The sequence below is a fragment of the Pseudomonas sp. MWU13-2100 genome, from assembly GCF_023242365.1.
Lineage (GTDB): Bacteria > Pseudomonadota > Gammaproteobacteria > Pseudomonadales > Pseudomonadaceae > Aquipseudomonas.
Window position 1 is genome coordinate 16,404 of sequence record NZ_JALLIX010000055.1, and the last position, 21,231, is coordinate 37,634.

The 21,231-nt window shown below is 64.9% G+C and carries 13 protein-coding genes; 5 read left to right on the forward strand and 8 right to left on the reverse strand.

The window, feature by feature from the left end:
- Position 1: 1 nt before the first annotated feature.
- Positions 2 to 3,577, forward strand: a complete 3,576-nt coding sequence (locus M5B99_RS26770) for a molybdopterin cofactor-binding domain-containing protein (RefSeq protein WP_248806879.1) — start codon at positions 2 to 4, stop codon at positions 3,575 to 3,577.
- Positions 3,578 to 3,795: 218 nt separating this feature from the next.
- Here the strand turns inward: M5B99_RS26770 and M5B99_RS26775 are convergent, their stop codons facing one another.
- Both M5B99_RS26775 and M5B99_RS26780 read right to left on the reverse strand, forming a co-directional pair.
- Positions 3,796 to 4,482 carry a TetR/AcrR family transcriptional regulator gene (locus tag M5B99_RS26775; RefSeq protein ID WP_248806880.1) on the reverse strand — a complete coding sequence of 229 codons (687 nt, stop codon included), beginning with the start codon at positions 4,480 to 4,482 and terminating at the stop codon, positions 3,796 to 3,798.
- A gap of 462 nt (positions 4,483 to 4,944) precedes the next feature.
- Positions 4,945 to 5,997, reverse strand: coding sequence for an NAD(P)-dependent alcohol dehydrogenase (locus tag M5B99_RS26780; protein WP_248806881.1), 1,053 nt, complete (start codon positions 5,995 to 5,997; stop codon positions 4,945 to 4,947).
- Positions 5,998 to 6,176: 179 nt separating this feature from the next.
- On the opposite strand from M5B99_RS26780, the gene M5B99_RS26785 reads away from it, so the two are divergent.
- Positions 6,177 to 7,070 carry an AraC family transcriptional regulator gene (locus M5B99_RS26785; protein ID WP_248806882.1) on the forward strand — a complete coding sequence of 298 codons (894 nt, stop codon included), beginning with the start codon at positions 6,177 to 6,179 and terminating at the stop codon, positions 7,068 to 7,070.
- On the opposite strand, the gene cobA is transcribed toward M5B99_RS26785, so the two are convergent.
- From cobA to M5B99_RS26815, 6 genes are all read right to left on the reverse strand, one after another.
- Complete coding sequence (gene cobA / locus M5B99_RS26790; RefSeq protein WP_248806883.1) at positions 7,031 to 7,789, reverse strand: uroporphyrinogen-III C-methyltransferase; 759 nt, start codon at positions 7,787 to 7,789, stop codon at positions 7,031 to 7,033. The genes M5B99_RS26785 and cobA overlap by 40 nt on opposite strands.
- A gap of 26 nt (positions 7,790 to 7,815) precedes the next feature.
- Positions 7,816 to 9,483 carry a bifunctional protein-serine/threonine kinase/phosphatase gene (locus M5B99_RS26795; protein ID WP_248806884.1) on the reverse strand — a complete coding sequence of 556 codons (1,668 nt, stop codon included), beginning with the start codon at positions 9,481 to 9,483 and terminating at the stop codon, positions 7,816 to 7,818.
- Positions 9,484 to 9,492: 9 nt separating this feature from the next.
- On the reverse strand, positions 9,493 to 10,704 hold the full coding sequence (locus M5B99_RS26800) for a nitrate/nitrite transporter (protein ID WP_248806885.1): 1,212 nt from the start codon (positions 10,702 to 10,704) through the stop codon (positions 9,493 to 9,495).
- A gap of 341 nt (positions 10,705 to 11,045) precedes the next feature.
- A complete protein-coding gene (locus M5B99_RS26805) occupies positions 11,046 to 11,621 on the reverse strand; it encodes an ANTAR domain-containing response regulator (protein WP_248806886.1) in 576 nt (191 codons plus the stop codon).
- A gap of 15 nt (positions 11,622 to 11,636) precedes the next feature.
- Complete coding sequence (locus M5B99_RS26810; protein WP_248806887.1) at positions 11,637 to 12,830, reverse strand: CmpA/NrtA family ABC transporter substrate-binding protein; 1,194 nt, start codon at positions 12,828 to 12,830, stop codon at positions 11,637 to 11,639.
- A gap of 191 nt (positions 12,831 to 13,021) precedes the next feature.
- Positions 13,022 to 17,164: a sulfite reductase subunit alpha gene (locus M5B99_RS26815; RefSeq protein ID WP_248806892.1), complete on the reverse strand. Its 4,143-nt coding sequence runs from the start codon at positions 17,162 to 17,164 to the stop codon at positions 13,022 to 13,024.
- An 834-nt stretch (positions 17,165 to 17,998) separates the two neighbouring features.
- Here M5B99_RS26815 and nirB point away from each other — a divergent pair.
- The 3 genes from nirB to M5B99_RS26830 form a co-directional block, all read left to right on the forward strand.
- Positions 17,999 to 20,560 carry a nitrite reductase large subunit NirB gene (gene nirB, locus M5B99_RS26820; RefSeq protein ID WP_248806888.1) on the forward strand — a complete coding sequence of 854 codons (2,562 nt, stop codon included), beginning with the start codon at positions 17,999 to 18,001 and terminating at the stop codon, positions 20,558 to 20,560.
- On the forward strand, positions 20,560 to 20,931 hold the full coding sequence (nirD, locus tag M5B99_RS26825) for a nitrite reductase small subunit NirD (RefSeq protein WP_248806889.1): 372 nt from the start codon (positions 20,560 to 20,562) through the stop codon (positions 20,929 to 20,931). The genes nirB and nirD overlap by 1 nt, the downstream gene beginning before the upstream one ends.
- Positions 20,932 to 20,966: 35 nt before the next feature.
- Positions 20,967 to 21,231, forward strand: a 265-nt coding sequence (locus M5B99_RS26830) for a hypothetical protein (RefSeq protein ID WP_248806890.1), incomplete at its 3' end; no start/stop codon positions are given.

Here is a 21,231-nt window from a genome sequence, read left to right on the forward strand (position 1 = left end):
CATGAGCGACGCCATCCCAACCCGCGACCAATGGCTGGCCAAGACCGGTGTGCTGTTGGTCGTCGACGACATCCTGCCGCCCTCGGGGCCGGTGGCCAAGGGCGGCACGCCCGTGGTCAAACCCAAGGAGCAGGGGCTGTTTATCGCGGTCAACGACGATGGCCGGGTCTATGCCTTCAACGGCCATGTGGACCTGGGCACCGGCATTCGCACCTCGCTGGCGCAGATCGTCGCCGAAGAGCTGGACCTGGCGCTGGAGCAGGTGTGCATGGTGCTCGGCGATACCGAACGCGCGCCGAACCAGGGCGCGACTATTGCCAGCGCGACCCTGCAGATTTCCGCGATTCCCCTGCGCAATGCCGCCGCCGAAGCCCGGCGTTTCCTGCTGCAGCGCGCCGCCGCACGCTGGTCGCTGAGCGTGGAAGCGCTGCGGGTCGAACGCGGCATCGTCAAAGCCGCGGATGGCCGGGCTTTGAGCTACCGCGAACTGGTGGCGGGCGAGCATGACCAGTTGCGCATCAGCGGCAATGCGCCGCTCAAGCCGGTCGAAGACTATCGGTTGGTGGGCAAGGGCACGGCGCGGGTGGATATTCCGGCCAAGGCCACTGGCGAGCTGATCTACGTGCATGACATGCGCGTGCCGGACATGCTCCACGGTCGGGTCGTGCGTCCGCCTTATGCCGGTTTCGACAGCGGCGACTTTGTCGGCAACAGTCTGCTGGCGGTTGATGAGTCATCCATCGCGCATATCCCGGGGATCGTCGCGGTGGTGGTGATTCGCGACTTTATCGGGGTGGTCGCGTTGCGTGAAGAGCAGGCGGCGAAGGCGGCGCGGGAACTGCGGGTGCGCTGGAAGGACTGGACGCGGAAGCTGCCGGACCTGAGCGATGTCGAGCAGGCGATTCGCGACAATCCTAGGATCAAGCGCACGGTGCTGGATCAGGGCAACGTCGATGCGGCACTCGCCGCTGCCAGCCAGCGCATGCCGCGCACCTACCTCTGGCCTTATCAGATGCACGCCTCCATCGGTCCGTCCTGTGGCCTTGCGGATTATCACGAGGAGGGCATCCGGGTCTGGTCCGGTAGCCAGAATCCGCACCTGCTGCGGGCGGACCTGGCCTGGCTGCTGGAGTACCCGGAAGAACGTATCGAGATCATCCGCATGGAGGCTTCCGGCTGTTACGGCCGCAACTGCGCCGATGACGTTTGCGCCGACGCCCTGTTGTTGTCCCGCGCCGTGGGCAAGCCGGTGCGGGTGCAGCTGACCCGCGACCAGGAGCATGCCTGGGAACCCAAGGGCACGGCGCAACTGATGGACATTGATGGCGGGCTGAATGCCGACGGCAGCGTGGCCGCCTACGATTTCCAGACCAGCTACCCGTCCAACGGCGCGCCGACCCTCGCCTTGCTGCTGACCGGCCGGGTCGAGCCGGTGGCGGCGATGTTCGAAATGGGCGACCGCACTTCGATCCCGCCTTACGGCTATGAGCATATGCGGGTCAGCATCAACGACATGTCGCCGATTGTCCGCGCCTCGTGGATGCGCGGGGTATCGGCCTTGCCCAACACCTTTGCCCATGAGTCCTATATCGACGAGCTGGCTTTTGCCGCCGGGGTCGATCCGGTGGAGTATCGCCTGCGTTACCTGCCGGACCAGCGCGCCGTGGACCTGGTTAAATCCACCGCCGAGCGCGCCGCCTGGACCCCGCGCACCGCGCCGATGCAGACGCCGAATGAAGACCATCTGCTGCGCGGTCGCGGCTTTGCCTATGCGCGTTATATCCACAGCAAGTTTCCCGGTTTCGGCGCGGCGTGGGCGGCCTGGGTCGCCGATGTGGCGGTGGACCGGCAGACCGGCGATGTCTCGGTGACCCGGGTGGTGATCGGCCATGACTCGGGGATGATGATCAACCCCGACGGCGTGCGGCACCAGATTCACGGCAATGTGATCCAGTCCACCAGCCGGGTGCTCAAGGAGCGGGTGACCTTCGAGGAGTCGACGGTGTCGAGCAAGGAGTGGGGCGGTTATCCGATCCTGACCTTTCCCGAGGTGCCGCAGATCGATGTGCTGATGATGCCGCGCCAGAGCGAGCCGCCCATGGGCGCCGGCGAGTCGGCCTCGGTACCGAGCGCGGCGGCGATTGCCAATGCGATCTTCGATGCCACCGGGATCCGTTTCCGCGAGCTGCCGATTACCCCGGAGCGGGTGTTGCAGGCGCTCAATGCCGGGACCGCCGGGGACCCGCCGAAGTCGCCGCAGAAGCGTTCGAAATGGTTGTTCGGTTCGTTGTTCGCGGCTTTCGGCGCGCTGCTCGGCATGGCCGCCACGGCCTGGCCCTGGCATGGCGAGATCGCACCTATCGCACCGCCCGATGCTGGGACCTGGTCGACGGCGACGCTGGAGCGCGGGCGTTTGCTGGCGGCGGTCGGCGATTGCGCGGTGTGCCACACGGCGCCGGGCGGCGCGACCAATGCCGGCGGGCTGGCGATGGCGACGCCGTTCGGCACGCTGTACAGCAGCAATATCACCCCGGATGTGCAGACCGGCATCGGCAGTTGGTCGTATCCGGCGTTCGAGCGGGCGATGCGGGACGGGATCGGCCGCGACGGGCGCAATCTGTATCCGGCGTTTCCCTATACGGCGTTCCGCAATATCAACGATGCCGATATGCAGGCGCTGTACGCCTACCTGATGTCGCAGGCGCCGGTCAGCCAGGCGGCCAAGGCCAATGCGCTGGGTTTTCCGTTCAACCAGCGGCCGTTGATGGCCGGCTGGAATGCCTTGTTCCTGCGCAAGGGCGAAATCCAGGTGCAGTCGCAGCGTAGCGCGCAATGGAATCGCGGGGCTTACCTGGTCAATGGGTTGGGGCACTGCGCGGCCTGTCATTCGCCGCGCAATCTCTTCGGCGCGCAGAAGGGCGGGGCGGCGTTTCTGTCCGGGGCCATGGTCGACGGCTGGGAGGCGCCGGCATTGAACGGCCTGTCGAAGGCGCCGACGCCGTGGACCGAGGATCAGCTGTTCAGCTATCTGAGCAGCGGTTACTCCGATGCCCATGGCGTGGCGACGGGGCCGATGGGGCCGGTGGTCACCGAGCTGGCGAAATTGCCGAAGGAAGATGTGCGGGCGATGGCGGTGTACCTGGCTTCGCTGAACCAGGCGCAGGCCGAGGCACGGGTGGTGGAGCAGGTGACGCGGCCGGTCGCCGCTGCGCGGAAGGCAGTGCCCGAGGTGAAGTTGTCGCTGAGCAACGGCCAGCGGCTGTTCGAAGGTTCCTGCCAGGGTTGCCACGCCGATGGATTGGGACCGACGCTGTTCGGGGTCAGTCCGTCGCTGGCGAGCAACAGCAATGTGCACAGCGATGTCCCGGACAACCTGCTCAAGGTGATCCTGCAGGGGATCCAGAATCCGGCGACCCGGGACCTGGGCTATATGCCGGGGTTCAAGGACAGTTTGTCGGATACCCAGGTGGCGGAGTTGGCGGCGTATCTGCGCAGTCGGTTTGCCGGTGAGGCGTCGGTGTGGCAAGGGCTGGAAAAAACGGTGGCGCATGTACGCGCCAATCCCGGTACGCACTGATCAAATCTGGGGGGCGAGGGGATGTTTCTGGTGGATGCTGGAATATTGTGGCGAGTGGGCTTGCCCGCGCTCGGCTGCGAAGCAGCCGCAAAACCATGATCCCCGTTATATCTGATACACCGCGATGGCAGGTTTTAGGGGCGCTTCGCACCCCAACGCGGGCAAGCCCGCTCGCCACAATAATGTGTTCGCCTCAATGATTTTTGTGTGACAGAGGGCTACGGCAGGCGCAGCACCCCACGTACCACCAGGTCGCTGATAAACGCCAGCCAGTCCTGTTGCTGGCGTTTCTCGGCCAGCGGCTCGCCGAGGAACGAACTCAGGGTGTGCTGGTTGGAGTTATAGAAATAACACAGCGAGGCGATCATCAGGTACAGGTGCTTGATGTCCAGGTCCTCGCGAAAGATGCCTTTGGCCTGACCGGCTTCAAGGATCGGACGCAGCACGCCCACCGCTTCACCGGACAGTCGCCGCAGTTCGCCCGACTGCTGCGCATGGCGGCCCTGGTGCAGGTTCTCGATGCTCAGGATGGCGACGAATTCGGGGTGCTTGACGTAGTAGTTCCAGACGAATGCCACCAGGTCCCGCAAGGCTTGCAGTGGTTCCTCCAGGTTCAGCTTGAGCTTGCTTTCGGCTTTGTTGAACTGCTCGTAGATGTGTTCCAGTACGCAGATGAACAGGCGCTCCTTGCTGGCGAAGTAGTAGTAGAGCATGCGGTCGTTGGATTCGGCCTCGCGGGAAATGCTTTCGACCCGGCCACCGGAATAACCGTCGCGGGTGAACACCTTCACCGCCGCCTTGAGAATACGTGCGCGGGTCTGGTCGGCTTGCTGGGCTCTGATGCCGGTCTTCTTGTTCACGTCGGCATTCCTTCTTTGGGTCGGAAAGGGACGCGAATATAGCATGGGGCCGTTGCGCCGACGGTGACATGCAGTGAGGCTGATGCCAGTCTTGCGGGCCTCTTCGCGGATAAATCCGGCTCCCACAATGTTACGTCTGATGCAATATATGCGTGCCACGCAGGTACCGTGGGAGGCGGATTTCCAACAATGCCGCGTCTGACGCAACTTCTGCGTGCCACGCAGGTACCGTGGGAGGCGGATTTCCAACAATGCCGCATCTGACGCAACTTCTGCGTGCCACGCAGGTACTGTGGGAGGCGGATTTCCAACAATGCCGCATCTGACGCAACTTCTGCGTGCCACGTAGGTACTGTGGGAGGCGGATTTCCAACAATGCCGCGTCTGACGCAACTTCTGCGTGCCACGCAGGTACCGTGGGAGCCGGATTTATCCGCGAAGAGGCCCGCAAGACCGCCAAAAATCTTCGCCGACAAGCACCGCTCCCACACTTATCTTGTGCCTTTATCAGGCCTTGAGCGTCGCCATGTCGATCACGAAACGGTATTTTACGTCACCGGCGATCATGCGGCTGTAGGCCTCGTTGATCTGGCGGATGTCGAGCATTTCGATGTCGCAGCTGATGCCGTGCTCGGCGCAGAAATCCAGGACTTCCTGGGTTTCGGCAATCCCGCCGATCAGCGAGCCGGCCAGCACCCGGCGCTTGAGCACCAGTTTGGCGGCATGCAACGCCGGGTCCACCGGTTCGATCAGGCCCACCAGGATATGCACGCCATCGTAGGTCAGGGTGTCGAGGTAGGGGTTGAGGTCATGCTGCACCGGGATGGTGTCCAGCAGGAAATCGAAGCGCCCCGCCGCAGCCATCATCTGTGCCGCGTCGGTGGACACGATCACATGGTCGGCACCCTGGCGACGGGCTTCCTCGGCCTTGCTCGCCGAACGGGTGAACAGGGTGACTTCGGCGCCCATGGCCTTGGCGAACTTGATGCCCATATGGCCCAGGCCGCCCATGCCGAGAATCCCGACCTTGTCCCCCGGCTTGACGCCATAGTGCTTGAGCGGCGAGTAGGTGGTGATGCCGGCGCAGAGAATCGGCGCGGCGCTGGCCAGGTCGAGTTTTTCCGGAATGCGCACGACAAAGTGTTCGCTGACCACGATGCTGTCGGAATAACCGCCCATGGTGTTGCTGCCATCGACCCGATCAGGGGTGGCGTAGGTCAGCGTCGGGCCTTCGAGGCAATATTGTTCCAGGTCCGCGGAGCAGGCTTCGCAATGGCGGCAGGAGTCGACCATGCAGCCGACACCCACCAGGTCACCGACCTTGTGCCGGCTGACGCTGGCGCCGACGGCGGTGACCTTGCCGACGATTTCATGGCCAGGCATCAACGGGTAGACGGCAATGCCCCACTCGTTGCGCGCCTGGTGGATGTCGGAGTGACAAACGCCACAGTAGAGAATTTCGATGGCGACATCGTCAGGTCGCGGCGAGCGACGCTGGAAGGACATGGGGGCGAGGGGCGTGGTGGCGGATTGGGCGGCGTAACCGATGGCGGTATACATGAGAAACCTCGCAAAGCTGTGACGGTTGAGGCGAGCCATTCTCTGCGCCGGCTGCGGATACGGCCATGGCGATTCCTCCGCGTGTCTTGCCTATTCCTCCGGTATCGCGTTTTCGCCATTCGCCTGTGTCCCCGGACCTGCGAAGATGTTCCCATCCCTCTTTCCATGAAGTTTTTGCCATGCTGTTGACCCGTCACCTGGACGCCAATGCCCCCCTGGTTGCGCTGATCGAGCCTCTGGCCACTCGCGACGGCTTCGTCCCGACCCTGTTGCCGGGCGTGCAAGTGTTGCGCGTCGGCTGTGATGTGGCCCGGGGGCCGCAGATCTACGAGCCGAGCCTGATGATCATTGTCCAGGGCAGCAAGCTGGCCTACCTGGGGGTGCGAACCCTGGAATATGGCGCCGGACACTATCTGATCCAGGCCCTTTCGGTGCCCTTTGAGTGCGAGACCTTTGCCGGCAGTGATGGCGCGCCCCTGCTGGGGATTTCCGTGGCGATCGACCGGGCGGTGCTGGGCGAGCTGGTCTTGGCCATGGGCCTCAACCATGACAGCCCGGCGGCGGCCCAGACCCCGGAGTCGATGGCCTCGGTGGTGCTCGACGACAGCATGCGTGGTTGCGTCGAACGCTTGCTGCATTGCCTGCGGGACCCGCTGGAGTGTCGGGTCATGGGCGAGGCGCGGGTGCGCGAGTTGTTGTTCGCCGCCTTGCGCGGGCCGCAGTCGGAAGTGCTGCGGGCGCTGGTGGAGCAGCAGGGGCATTTTTCCCGGATCGCGGCGTCCCTGAGCCTTTTGCATGCCCATTACACCGACCCCTTGAACGTCGAGACCCTGGCCAGTTGCGCGAATATGAGCCTGTCGACCTTCCACGAGCATTTCAAGCGCGTCACCCTGCTGTCGCCGGTGCAATACCTCAAGCGCCTGCGCCTGCTCAAGGCGCAGCAATTGTTGCTGGCCGACGGCCTGGGCGTGGCGCAGGTCGCTCATCGCGTCGGTTATCAGAGCTCGTCGCAGTTCAGTCGCGAATACAAGCGCTATTTCGAACGCAGCCCCGGGGACGAACGGGCGGCTTGAAGCTGGCTTGACGCGCTGGCCGCCACCTCGCCGATCACCAGGATCGCCGGGCTCTTGAGTTCAAACGCCAGGGCATCTTCGTGCATGTTCGCCAGGTCGCTGCGGCATTCGCGTTGCTGGGGCAGCGAGGCGTTCTCGATCAGCGCCACCGGGGTACTGGCGGCGAGCCCGGCGGCGATCAGGCTGGCGCGGATTTCCGCCAGCTTGGCCACGCCCATGTAGACCACCAGGGTCGTGCCGCTTTGCGCCAGGGCGGTCCAGTCCAGCGGGCTGTCGTCCTGGGTATGGGCGGTGACGAAGCTCACGCCACGGGCCACGCCGCGCAAGGTCAGCGGGATGCCGAAATGGGTGGCCCCGGCCAGCCCGGCGGTGATGCCGTTGACCACTTCGACCTCGATCCCACGGGCCTGCAGCCAGTCGGCTTCTTCGCTGGCGCGGCCGAAGATGCACGGGTCGCCGCCCTTGAGGCGGACCACCGATTTGCCCTGGCGGGCATAACGCAGCATCAGCCGATGGATAAACGCCTGCGGCGTCGAACGGCAGCCACCGCGTTTGCCCACGGCGATCACCCGGGCGTCGGGGCAATGTTCGAGCACGGCGCGATTGACCAGGTCATCGACCATCACTACCTGGGCGCCGCGCAGGACTCGCGCTGCTTTCAGGGTCAAGAGTTCCGGGTCACCGGGACCGGCGCCAACCAACCAGACTTTGCCATGCATATTCAGTTCTCCAGGAGGTGTTCGCTTCAGCCGTGCAGTCGCCAGGCCAGCAGGATCAGGTTCAACAGCAGGGAGCCAAGGGCCAGGGCGCGCCAGACCTTGAGCGGCTCGCGTTCCAGCAAGGGCCGAGGGCGCGGCGCCGGCAAGTGCTCGGCCTGTTGCAGCGCCAGCAGCCATTCCTCGGCGGTTTCGTAGCGCTGCGCCGGGTCGCTGGCCAGGGCCTTGCCGAGGCTGTGTTCGAGCCAGTCGGGCAGGTCCGGGCGATAACGGCTGGCCGGTACCGGCGAGCCGAACCGGGGACGTTGGAAGGCTTCGATTTCGCCATAGGGGTAGTGCCCGGTCAGCAGGTAATACAGGCTGACGCCGACGCTATACAGATCTTGCGCCGCACTCGGTGGCGCGCCGCCGTAGGCTTCCGGGGCGATATAGCTGGGGGTGCCCGGTAATTCGCCATCGCGCTGGCGGTTCAGCCCGGGGCAGTAGGCCAGTCCGAAGTCCAGCACCCGCAGTTCGCCGTCGACCCCCAGCAGCAGGTTTTCCGGCTTGATATCACGGTGCAGGAGATTGCGCCGGTGCAGTTGGCCCACCGCCCGCAGCATTCGTAAAGCCAACTCCAGCCCCTGGTTGAGACCCAGTTGGCCATGAGCCTCGAAGTGTTCGGCGAGGGTCATTCCCGGGTATTCGCGCATCAGGTAATACAGGTGCTGGCGCTGCTCGGCGGGATGCACCTCGGGGAAGTGGCGGCCGGCCATGCGCCGCAGGAACCATTCTTCCAACAGCAGGCTCTGGGCGGCGGCCGTGTCGTCCTGACGCTGCGGCGGCAGGGTTTTCAGCAACCAGGACTGTTGCTGCGCATCGTGGACCCGGTACAGCAGTGACTGGCGGCTCTGTTTCAACAGGCCCTCGACCCGCCAGCCCTCGAACCACTGCCCCGGTTTCAGTGTCGGTGGCAGCGGCCATTGCTCGGCTTGCCCGAGCAGATCGTCGAGGTCGCTGTCGGCCAGTTCATCGATGCGCACCAGCACGGCACTGGCGTTGTCCTGGCTACCGGATTGATGCGCGGCCTCGACCAGGGTCCGGGTGGTGTCTTCCAGCGACAGATCGCGTTGCAGGATGCCGATGATCGAGGCGTCGCCGAGGGTGGCCCAGACACCGTCACTGAGGATCAGGAACTGTTCGTCCTGGCGCAACTCGCCTTCCAGGTAGTCGACCACCAGATGCTGTTCCAGGCCCAGCGCCCGTTTCAGCACATGCTGCATGCCGGCCTGGTCCCAGACGTGATCTTCGCTGATGCGCTGCAATTGCCCGGCAAACCAGCGATACACCCGGCAATCGCCGATATGCGCGAGGGTGAATGAACGCCCGCGCAGTACCAGCGCACTGAGGGTGGTCAACAGCGGCGACTGCCCGCCGTTGGCATGCAGCCAGCGATTCTGCGCCAGCAGCAGGCGGTCCAGGGCTTGCGACACGCCCCAGGTCGGCGGCGTGGCGTAATAGTCCAGGGCCAGGGCCTGCAAGGTCGAGCGCGCGGCCAGGCCGCCGTCGGCGCACTGGCTGACCCCGTCGGCCAGGGCGAACAGATAACCCTTGCTGGCGGCCAGGGCGGGCACCGGGATGACCAGGCGCGTGGCATCCTGGTTCTGTTCCCGCGGGCCGCTGGCGCTGGCTTCGGCATAACTGAGTTGCAGGCCCATGATCGACGATCAGACCCGGGCAGCGGAGAAAGCTGCCGAACCCCAGGTGGTTCTCCAGCGGCGCTTGACTCCGTAGAGGCCGAACCAGGCGATCAGACCCAGGCTGGCGAACAACCACAGGGCCAGTTGGTAGTCACCGGTACTCTGCTTGATCGCCCCCAGCCCGGCCGTGAGCAGGAAGCCGCCGATACCGCCGGCCATGCCGACCAGGCCGGTCATCACGCCGATTTCCTTGGTAAAACGCTGTGGTACCAGTTGGAATACCGCGCCGTTGCCCGCACCGAGGCCGAGCATGGCAATGACGAACAGCGCCAGGGCCGCCACTGAGCTGGACAGGTGGAAACCCACCGCGCCGATGCACAGGGTGGCAATGGCGTAGGTGCCGAGCAGGGCGCGAATCCCGCCGAAACGATCCGCCAGGGCGCCGCCCAACGGGCGCATCAGGCTGCCGGCGAACACGCAGGCGGCGGTGTAGTAGCCGGCGGTTTGCGGGTTGAGGCCGTACTGGTCATGGAAGTAACCGGGCAGGGCGCTGGCCAGGCCGATAAAGCCGCCGAAGGTGACGCTGTAGAAAAACATGAACCACCAGCTGTCACGGTCGCCGAGGGCGGCCAGGTAGTCGGCCATGGATTTGGCCTTGGCGCGGTTGGGGGCATTGCGCGCCATCAGGCTGAACAGCGTCAGGGTCAACACCAGGGGGATCAGGGCCAGGCCGAATACATTGACCCAACCGAAGGCGGCGGCCAGCAGCGGAGCGGCCAGGGCGGCGATCACGGTGCCCGAGTTGCCGGCCCCGGCGATGCCCATCGCTTTGCCTTGATGTTGCGGCGGGTACCACTGCGAAGCCAGGGGCAGGGCGACGGCGAAGGAGGCCCCGGCCATGCCCAGGCAGACGCCCAGCAACAAGGTCTGTTCATAGCTGTGGATACCCAGTTGCCAGGCCGCCAGCAGGGCCACGATCACAATCACCTGGCCGATGATGCCGGCGGTTTTCGGTGACAGTTGGTCGGCGAGCATGCCCATGATGAAGCGCAGGATGGCCCCGGCCAGGATCGGCGTGGCAACCATGAAACCGCGCTGTTGCGTGGTCAGTTGCAGGTCGGTGGCGATCTGTACCGCCAGCGGCCCGAGCAGGTACCAGACCATGAAGCTCAGGTCGAAATACAAGAACGCCGCGAACAGGGTCGGTGTGTGGCCGGCTTTCCAGAAACTGTTGTGCATCTAACACCTCATCTGCCAAAGGGGTCAACGAAGGCTGGGGGCTGCGGGCGGGTGATGTTCACCGGCTGCCTGTCCCGTTCACCGACGCCAAAAACGCAAAAACGCCGCATCCCTGCTCGTTTTCACGAAGGGAAATGCGACGTCTTTGTCGGGGGTGGGGCAGCCGCCGTTGGCTACCGGGTATTGTCAGAGCACTATGTGTGCCAGCTTTCAGTCCGAGTCCTTCCGGCGCTCAAGCTCGGCCTTTCGAGGGCGTTGCCGGCAGGTTGTCGGTAGGGGCCGGGAAGCTCGTGCCCCACAACGCAGCCCACTGACAGGGCCGTGCTGCGTTGCGGTGCGTCTCAGTCGAGCAGTTCGCTCATGGCGATCACCTGTTCGGCGACCTGGATCAGCTTCTGCTGCTTGCTCATGGCCTGGCGGCGCATCAGGGTATGGGCGGCGGCCTCGTCGCAGCCCTTCATTTTCATCAGCAGCCCCTTGGCCATTTCGATGCGCTTGCGCTCGGCGATCTGCTGATCGCGGGCCTGCAGTTGCGCGCGCAGGTGCTGGTCGCTTTCGAAGCGGGCCATGGCCACGTCCATGATCGGTTGCAGGCGTTCGGACTGGATACCTTCGACGATATAAGCGCTGACCCCGGCCTTGATCGCCTGGCGCATTACCGCGGGGTCGTGCTCGTCGGTAAACATGACGATCGGGCGCGGTTGGTCGCGGCTCAGCAGCACCACCTGTTCGAGCACGTCACGGCTGGGCGAGTCAGTGTCGATCAGCAGCACATCCGGGCGCACCGCCTCGACCCGCGCGGGCAGGTCGATGGTCAGGCCGGATTCGTCGATCACCTCGAAACCGGCTTCGCTCAAGGCCGTGCGCAGGCGCCCGAGTTTCTTCGAGGTATCGTTGATCAGCAGGATTTTCAGCATGACGGCCAGCTCCTGTCAGTGATCATTAAGGGCATGCAGGGCAAAACCGCGGGCATAGGCTTCCGGGTCGGAACCGTCCCAGAGCCGGCCATCGAGCAGTCTGCTGCTGCGCATCGGTGCGTTGGGTATGGGGATGTCCAGGGCGTTCGCGGCACGACGGTAGAGTTCGAGTTGCTGGACCTGGCGCGCCACGCCCAGGTAGTCCGGCGCTTCGCGCAGCAGGCCCCAGCGACGGAACTGGGTCATGAACCACATGCCGTCGCAGAGGTATGGATAGTTGGCTGCCCCGCGGGCATGGAAGCTCAGGGCATGGGGGTCTTGCCAGTGTCGGCCGAGGCCGTCGTCGTAGCGGCCCAGCAGGCGTGGCTCGATGCTCGCCAGGGGCGCGTCGAGGTAGTCGCTGCCGCTGAGCAATTGCGCGGTGCTGCGACGGTTTTCCTGGCTCTCTTCGATAAAGCGGCTGGCCTCCAGGACCGCCATCACCAGGGCTTGCGCGGTGTTGGGGTACTCTTCGACAAAGGCGCGGGTACAGGCCAGGACCTTTTCCGGATGATCCGGCCAGATCGCCTGGCTGGTGGTCAGGGTAAAACCCTGGCCCCGCTCGATGGCATGGGCGCCCCAGGGTTCGCCGACACAGAAACCGTCGATGCGTCCGGCTTGCAGGTGTCCGAGCATTTGCGGTGGCGGTACCACCACGCTGTTGACGTCTTCCAGCGGATGGATGCCCTGGCTGGCCAGCCAGTAATACAACCACATGGCGTGGGTGCCGGTAGGGTAGGTCTGGGCGAAGGTCAGTTTGGCCGGGCCATTGCGAACACGTTGTTGCAGGGCCTGGGCGCTGGTGACACCGGCTTCCTTGAGCGGTTGCGAGAGGTTGATGCTCTGACCGTTCTGGTTCAGGCCCATCAGCACCGCCATGTCGGTGGCCGGTGTACCGCTGATGCCCAGTTGGATGGCGTAGATCATTCCGTACAGGCCATGGGCGGCATCCAGTTCGCCGCTGACCAGCTTGTCGCTCAGGCCGGCCCAGGAGTTCTGGCGCTGCAGATTGAGGGTCAGGCCATAGGGTTGGGCGAAGCCCTGCGTGGCCGCGACCACCAGGGAGGCGCTGTCGCTCAGGGGCATATAACCGAGGTTGAGTACGTTCTTTTCCGGGGCATCGCTGCCTGCTACCCAGGCCAATGGGGACCTTGCCAAATCGTTGTGCATGCGCTGATTCCTGAAGCTGTGGGGCTGGCGCCTATCACAAGGCGGAGCAAGAGTTGTGCCGATAGCCGTGCCCCCTGTGGGAGCCGGCTTGCCGGCGATGACGTCCGGGTGAGCGCCGCCAGGCTCAAGGGCCCCATCGCCGGCAAGCCAGCTCCTGCAGTGACCGCGTATCTACAGTGACAAGTTGCCTCTCAATAGACATCACGCAGGTAGCGTCGATCCTTGCTCAGGGCGCTGACATACAAGCCCGCCGCGCCGGCGCTCATCCGCCCGTGGACCTGGACGATTTTCTTCAGCGCGGCATCGACGTCCTTGGCCATGCGGCCGGCATCGCCGCAGACATAGACGCTGGCGCCTTGCTCCAGCCAGCTCCAGAGCTGGGCGCCGGCTTCGAGCATGCGCTGCTGCACGTAGATCTTTTCAGTCTGGTCACGGGAGAACGCGGTGTCCAGGCGGCTCAGATGACCGCTGCGTAGCCAGGCCTCCAGCTCCTCGCGGTAGTAGAAGTCGCGGGCGGCGCGTTGCTCGCCGAAAAACAACCAGTTCTTGCCTTCGGCACCCTGGGCTTGGCGTTCCTGCAGGAAAGCGCGAAATGGCGCGATACCGGTGCCGGGGCCGATCATGATCAGCGGCGTGCGTGGGTCCTGCGGGACCCGGAAGTGCGTGGTGCGCTGGATAAACAGGCGTGCTCCGGTCGTGGCGGCCCGGTCGGCGAGAAAGGTCGAGCAGACTCCGCCACGGAGCTGTTCGCCATGCCGGTAGCGTACCGTGGACACCGTCAGGTGCACCTGGTTTGGGGTGACCTTCGCGCTGGAAGAAATCGAGTACAGACGCGGCTGCAAAGGCTTGAGCAGGCTGATCAACTGGTTGGCGCCGAGGCTGATCGGGAACTCGTGCAGCAGGTCGAGCAATTGCCGGCCCCAGAGCCAGTCCTTGAGCCGGGCCTGGTTGGCTTCCTCCTGCAATTCATCCAGCCAGGGGCTGGCGCAGAGCCCGCAGACCCGACGCAGGATCTCCGGGGTGATGCGGGTGATGTCCAGGTGCTCGAGCAGGGCCTCGCGCAGTGTCATCGGCGCCTTGTCCTTGAGCGTGACCGGGTTGTCGCCGTCCAGTTGCAGGATGTCCAGCAATTGGTCGACCGACTCCGGGCTGTTGCTCGGCCAGACGCCGAGGGCATCGCCGGCCTGGTAGGGGAAGTCCTGGTCGGCGAGGTCGAACACCAGGTGCCGGGTTTCCTTTTCCGCACCGGCGGCATTCAGCACCTGGTTGTGCAGGAGGCGGGCGTGCAACGGGTGATGACGGCTGTAGGGGCTGCCGATGTCGCTCGGGGCCGGCGGCGCCGTTGCGCCCACGGCAGCGCTGGCGGCGATTGCCGGGAGCGTGGTGGCGGGCACGGACGGGCCGCTGAGCGCCGTGCACAAGGTGCTGAGCCAGGGTTCGACAGCGTGCTGGGCATCTTGCTCGCACTCCAGGCGCGGCAGCAGGCGTTCAGCCCCGAGTTCGCTCAGGCGCTCGTCGAGCTTGCGGCCGAAGCCGCAGAACTGATCGTAGTTACTGTCGCCCAGGGCCAGCACGCTGTAGCGGCTTTGCGCCAGGGCCTGGTCCTGGGCGCCTTGCAGGGTCTGCCAGAAACCCGCGGCGTTGTCCGGCGGGTCGCCGTCGCCGAAGGTGCTGGTGACCAGCAGCACGCTGGCGGCGGCGCGCAGGTCGTCAAGACCGGCCTCGTCCATGGCCCGCAGGCGGGTTCGCTGGCCGGCGGCGTCCAGGCGCTTGGCACAGGCCTGGGCGAGCTCCTCGCTGTTACCGGTTTGCGAGGCCCAGAGCACCAGCCATTCGGCGGATGGGGCCTGGACCATGGCGGCGGCCTGCGGTTCTGGCAAGGTGCTCGCAGTGCGGGAAAACAGGCCGGCGAGCAGGCCATTGAGCAGCAAGCGCTTGTCCGCGTCAAAGGGCGCGCTGCCGGGCAGGGTGGGCACGCCCGGCACCTTGGCCTCGGCGCTGCGCAGGCCCAGCAGGTAGCCCTGCATATACAACTGCTCATCGGCGGCCAGGCTCAATTGCGCCGGGATATCGAGGTTGAGCAGGCGGGCGAAGGCGTTGATCTGCATGGGTGAAAGGCCCTCCGAGGCGACAGTCGAGGCGCCGGCCAGGGCAAGTTCGGGGACCGGCTGGCTGGGCGCCGGCGCCAGGGCCAACAGGTTGACCGCACAGAACTTGAACGCCGGCTGCAGCGACAGCGGGTCGATGGCGTCGCTGGTGACGGCATTGATCGCCAGGTCATCGCCGAACACATCGTTCCAGTGGAAGGGCGCAAAGCAGTTGCCTGGACGGACTCGGTCGGTGATCACCGCCGGGAGCACCGCGCGGCCACGCCGCGAACGGATCTGCACCGGGTCGCGTTCCTTGATGCCCAGGCGCGTGGCGTCGTCGGGATGAATTTCCACGAAGGGGCCGGGGTTGAGTTTGTTCAAGGTCGGCACCTTGCCGGTCTTGGTCAGGGTGTGCCATTGGTGCTGCACCCGCCCGGTATTGAGTACCAGGGGGAATTCCTCGTCGGGCATTTCCGCCGGCATCAGGTGCGGCCGGGCAAAAAACTGCGCCTTGCCGCTTTCGGTCGGGAAAGCGATCGCCGGTTGCTGGCCGTCCTGGTGGTATTTCAGCGTCTGGCTGAGGCCGTTGTTGAGGTAGCGGATCGGATTGCGCGTGGCCCCTTGCGCCTCGGCGCACGGCCATTGCAGCGGCTGCTCGCGCAGGCGGGCATAGCTGGCGCCGCGCAGGTCATAGCCGGTCTTGGGGTTCCAGGCCTGTTTGATCTCCTCGAACACGGCCTCGGCGCTGTCATAGGTAAAGGCCTCGGCATAACCCATTTCGCAGGCCACGCGGGCGATGATCTGCCAGTCCGGGAGGGTTTCACCGGGTGGCTGCACGGCCTGCTGCATCAGGGTCAGGTTGCGTTCGGAGTTGATCATCACGCCTTGCGCCTCGGCCCACAGGGCGCCGGGCAGGAGGATATCGGCGTAGCGGTTGGTTTCGCTATCCAGATAGGCGTCCTGACTGATCACCAGTTCGGCGGCCTGCAGTGCCTCGATGACGTTCTGCCGGTTGGGCACGCTGGCCACCGGGTTGGTGCAGATAATCCAGCAGGCCTTGATGCTGCCGGCGCGCATGGCCTCGAACATCGCCACGGTACCTTCGCCGGCTTCGGCCCGCAGGCTGCCGGGGGCCAGCCGCCATAGCTGTTCGATAAAGGCGCGGTCGCCGGCCACCAGCGCCGAGCGCTGGCCCGGCAGGCCGGGGCCCATGTAGCCCATCTCGCGTCCGCCCATGGCGTTGGGTTGTCCGGTCAGGGAGAACGGCCCGCTACCGGGACGGCACAAGCTGCCGGTGGCCAGGTGCAGGTTGCACAGCGCGTTGGTGTGCCAGGTGCCTTGTACGCTCTGGTTGAGGCCCATGGTCCAGCAGCTCATCCAGTTGGCGGCCTGGCCGATCCACTGCGCCGCCTGGTGCAGGTCGGCCTCGGCCAGGCCGGTCAGTTCGGCGACCCGGGCCGGCGGGTAGTCTTCGAGGAAGTCGGGCATCACTTCCCAGCCTTCGGTGAAGGCGGCGATAAAGTCGCGGTGGTCGTGGCCGTTTTTCACCAGCAGGTGCAGCAGGCCGTTGAGCAGGGCGAGGTCGGTGCCCGGCTTGATCTGCAGGAACAGGTCGGCCTTGTCGGCGGTGCCGGTGCGGCGCGGATCGACGACGATCAGCTTGGCCCCGGCCTTGACCCGATCGAGCAGGCGCAGGAACAGGACCGGGTGACAATCGGCCATGTTCGCGCCGATCACCAGGAACAGCTCGCTGTGCTCGAAGTCCTCATAGGAACCCGGCGGACCGTCGGCCCCCAGCGACAGCTTGTAGCCACTGCCGGCGCTGGCCATGCACAGGCGCGAGTTGGATTCGATATGCCGGCTGCGGATAAAGCCCTTGGTCAGTTTGTTGGCCAGGTACTGGGCTTCCAGGGACATCTGCCCGGACACATAGAGCGCCACGGCGTCAGGGCCATGACTGTCGATAATGCTCCGCAGGCGGCTGGCGGTGGCGCTGATGGCCTGGTCGATGCCGACCCGTGCCGGGTCGCGGTTGCGTTGCGAGCGCAGGAAAGCGTTTTCCATGCGCCCGGAATCGGCCACGGCCTGGCCGCAGGTACTGCCCTTGGTGCACAGGCGGCCGAAGTTGCTCGGGTGTTGCTTGTCGCCCGAAACCTTGACGATCAGGTTGTTCTCGACCTGCATGACGATGCCGCAACCTACGCCACAATAAGGACAGACGCTGCGCACGGTTTTGCTGGCCACCTGGGTATCGGTCATTGTGCGTCCTCGATGATGCGCCACGGGTTGGCAGCCGGGTCCGGCAGAAACGAAAAAAGGCGCCTGCGGCTCCACGTTATTCAACGGGAGCGGCACGGCGCCTTTGTCGTGACTGTTGCCTGGAAAGTGAAATAAGGTGCCATCGACGTTGATGGCCTATGCAAGCATTAGCAATGCCCGCGCCAACTATCACGGACGGGTCTGCACGGGTGGCTGGCAGAGTGGGGCGAACAGGGCCGGCATGCCATGCCCGGGCGTCTGGGGGCGGGCGGATGCGGGGCTGGCGGTGTGGCGCTGGAAGACGAAAACCGGCGTTGCAATGGGGCGTGCCGGGCGTTATTGCACTGTTTTGGCGCTTTTGTCTGGCCGGTCGATGCTCGATCACCGGTGAAGCTTCTGGCGTTCTCAGCGGCCCTTTCGCGGATAAATCCGGCTCCCACAAGCTCCCACCATCTCTGTGGGCGCGGTGCTTGCCCGCGAAGCTTTTGGCGGTCTCCAGAGCCCCCCGCGGCAGCCCGGCGTCCCGGTGAATTCGCTCCCACGGGGCGCGTGTTCGGCCTTGACGACAAGCCCCAGGGAAAGCCGCCGTGGCCGATATGGCACAAGCGATGCATAGCCTCTTGCACCTCACCGCGATGGCGCGAGTGGGATGCCCCGTCGATCAACGGCGATCGTTTGGCCACAACCGGCCCGGGTGAACATGACTGCGTCAGGCCCACGGGCCGGCAGCACGAACAGGCAAAGGCGCCTGGAACCTTTTGGTTCCGGGCGTTTTTTTTTGCCTTCGAAAAACCGGATTGGCTTTGACGGATGCTTCCTATGAACAGCTATTCAGCGACCTTGAATACCCGGCCAACGCTGGTGGTGATCGGCAACGGCATGGTGGGTCACCACTGCGTCGAGCAATTGGTCGAGCGCGGCGCCCTGGCGCAGTATCAGATTCATGTGTTCAGCGAAGAGCCGCAGCGTGCCTATGATCGCGTGCACTTGTCCGAATATTTCAGCGGCCGCGATGCGCAGGCCCTGGCCCTCGGCGATATCGCGTTGTACCAGACCCTCGGTGTGACCTTGCATCTGGGCCGCCCGGTATTGGAGATTGATCGCGAACGTCGCGAGGTGATCACCGCCGACGGTTGCCTGGCCTATGACAAGCTGGTGCTGGCCACCGGATCCTTCCCCTTCGTCCCACCGATCGAAGGCGCCGAAGGCGACTCGCGGCTGGTCTATCGGACCCTGGGCGATCTCGACCGCATTCGCGACGCGTCGAAAAATGCCCGGCGTGGCGTGGTGGTCGGCGGTGGCCTGTTGGGCCTGGAAGCGGCCAATGCCCTCAAGTCCCTGGGGCTGGAAGCGCATGTGGTGGAGTTCGCGCCACGGCTGATGCCGGTCCAACTGGATGAACAAGGCGGCCAGGCACTCAAGGACCAGATCGAGGCGCTGGGGGTCAGAGTACATCTGTCCCGTGGTACCCAGTCGATCAGCACCGGCAGTGAATATCGCTACCGGATGAACTTCGCCGGCGAGGATTTCCTCGAGGCCGACCTGATTGTGTTTTCCGCCGGTATCCGTCCCCAGGATGCGCTGGCCCGGCAGTCTGGCCTGGAGCTCGGCCCGCGTGGCGGGGTGGCTATCGACAGCCAGTGCGTCAGCAGCGACCCGGACATCTACGCCATCGGCGAGTGCGCGGCCTGGAACGGCGGCATCTTCGGCCTGGTCGCCCCGGGTTACCAGATGGCCCGCGCGGTCGCCACGCAACTCTGTGGCGAAGACAGCGAGCCGTTCATGGGCGCGGACATGTCGACCAAGCTCAAGTTGCTCGGTGTCGATGTCGGTTCCATTGGCGATGCCCATGGCGCCACACCAGGCTCACGCAGCTACCGCTTTATCGACGAGGCCAGCGCCAGCTACCGGCGCCTGGTGGTGTCCGCCGACGGCAAGCGTGCCCTCGGTGCGGTGCTGGTGGGTGACAACAGCTATTACGACACCTTGTTGCAGTACGTCAGCAATGGCATCGACCTGCCGGCCGATCCCGCCGGTCTGATCCTGCCATTGGGCGAAGCGGCACCGGCCCTGGGCGTGGACGCCTTGCCCGCGACCGCCACCGTGTGTTCCTGCCATAACGTCAGCAAAGGAGCGATCTGCTCGGCCATCGACGGCGGTTGCAGCGACCTCGCCGAACTCAAGTCCTGCACCCGCGCGGCCACCGGCTGCGGCGGTTGTAGCGCACTGCTCAAGCAGGTCTTCGAGCACGAGTTGAGCGCCCGTGGCGTCACGGTGGACAAGAGCCTGTGCGAGCATTTCGCCCATACTCGCCAAGAGCTGTACGCCATTGTCCGGGTCGAGCGCATCGAATCTTTCGACGCGCTGCTGGCGCGCCACGGCAAGGGCCATGTTGGCTGTGATATCTGCAAGCCGGCGGTGGGCTCGATCCTCGCTTCGTGCTGGAACCAGCCGATCATGGACCCGGCGTTGGTGCCGTTGCAGGACACCAATGACACCTTCATGGCCAACATGCAGAAAAACGGCACCTATTCGATCATCCCGCGTATCGCCGGCGGCGAGATCACCCCGGACAAACTGATTGCCCTGGGTGCGGTGGCGAAGAAGTACGATCTGTACACCAAGATCACCGGCGGCCAGCGGATCGACCTGTTCGGCGCCCAGTTGCACCAGTTGCCGCAGATCTGGGGCGAGTTGGTGGACGCTGGTTTCGAAACCGGTCACGGCTACGGCAAATCGCTGCGCACGGTGAAGTCCTGCGTCGGCAGCACCTGGTGCCGTTATGGCGTGCAGGACAGCGTCGCCATGGCCCTGCTGCTGGAGAACCGCTACAAGGGCGTGCGCGCGCCGCACAAGTTCAAGCTGGCGGTCTCCGGCTGCACCCGTGAATGCGCCGAGGCGCAGAGCAAGGACATTGGCGTGATCGCTACCGAGAAGGGCTGGAATCTCTACGTCGCCGGCAATGGTGGTATGCGCCCACGGCATGCCGAGCTGTTCGCCACCGATCTCGACGACGCGACGTTGCTCCGCTACATCGACCGTTTCCTGATGTTCTACATCCGCACCGCTGACCGTCTGCAGCGCACTTCGGTGTGGCGGGAAAGCCTGGAGGGCGGCCTCGACTATCTCAAGGCGGTGATCATTGACGACAGCCTGGGCCTGGCCGACGAGTTGGAGGCACAGATGAATCTGCTGATCGACCGTTACCAGTGCGAATGGGCCAACGCCCTGCAGGACCCGGAGAAGCTCAAGCGCTTCCGCACCTTCGTCAATGAAGCCGGCGGTGATCCTTCCATCCATTTTGTCCAAGAGCGTGGCCAGCGGCGTCCGGTCCGTGCCCACGAACTGCACCTGATCCCTGTCACCGAGGAGCTGAACTGATGAACATGACCACAGCGGTACGTAGCCAGAACGCCGTCGAATGGAAAACCCTGTGCGGCCGTGGTGACCTGGTGGCCGATTCCGGCGTGGTGGCCTGGCTCGACGGCGCCCAGGTGGCGCTGTTCCACCTGCCCCAGGGCGGCGCTGGTGAGCAGGTCTTTGCCATTGATAACCGTGATCCGAAGTCGGGGGCCAATGTGATCGGGCGCGGCATCGTCGGTACGCTGAAGGGCGAGTTGGTGATCGCCTCGCCTCTGTATAAACAGCACTTCCGTTTGACGGATGGCACCTGTATCGAGTACCCGGAGCAGCGCTTGCGGGTCTGGCCGGTGCGCTTGAATGGTGATCGGGTGGAGGTGGGGCTGGGCTGAAGTACAGCGCTATGGTGGGAGCAGGATTTACCGGAGTGCCGGACCGCCGCGAAGAGGCTCTTGATGCCGTCAAAAGCTTCGCGGGCAAGCTCCGCTCCCACAGTCTTGGGTCGTCTGCGAACGTTCGGTTTGCCCCGGAGATTGTGGGAGCCGGATTCATCCGCGAAGAGGGCCTCAAGGGCGTCAAAAGCTTCGCGGGCAAGCTCCGCTCCCACAGTCTTGGGTCGTGTGCGAACGTTCGGTTTGCCCCGGAGATTGTGGGAGCCGGATTCATCCGCGAAGAGGGCCTCAAGGGCGGCG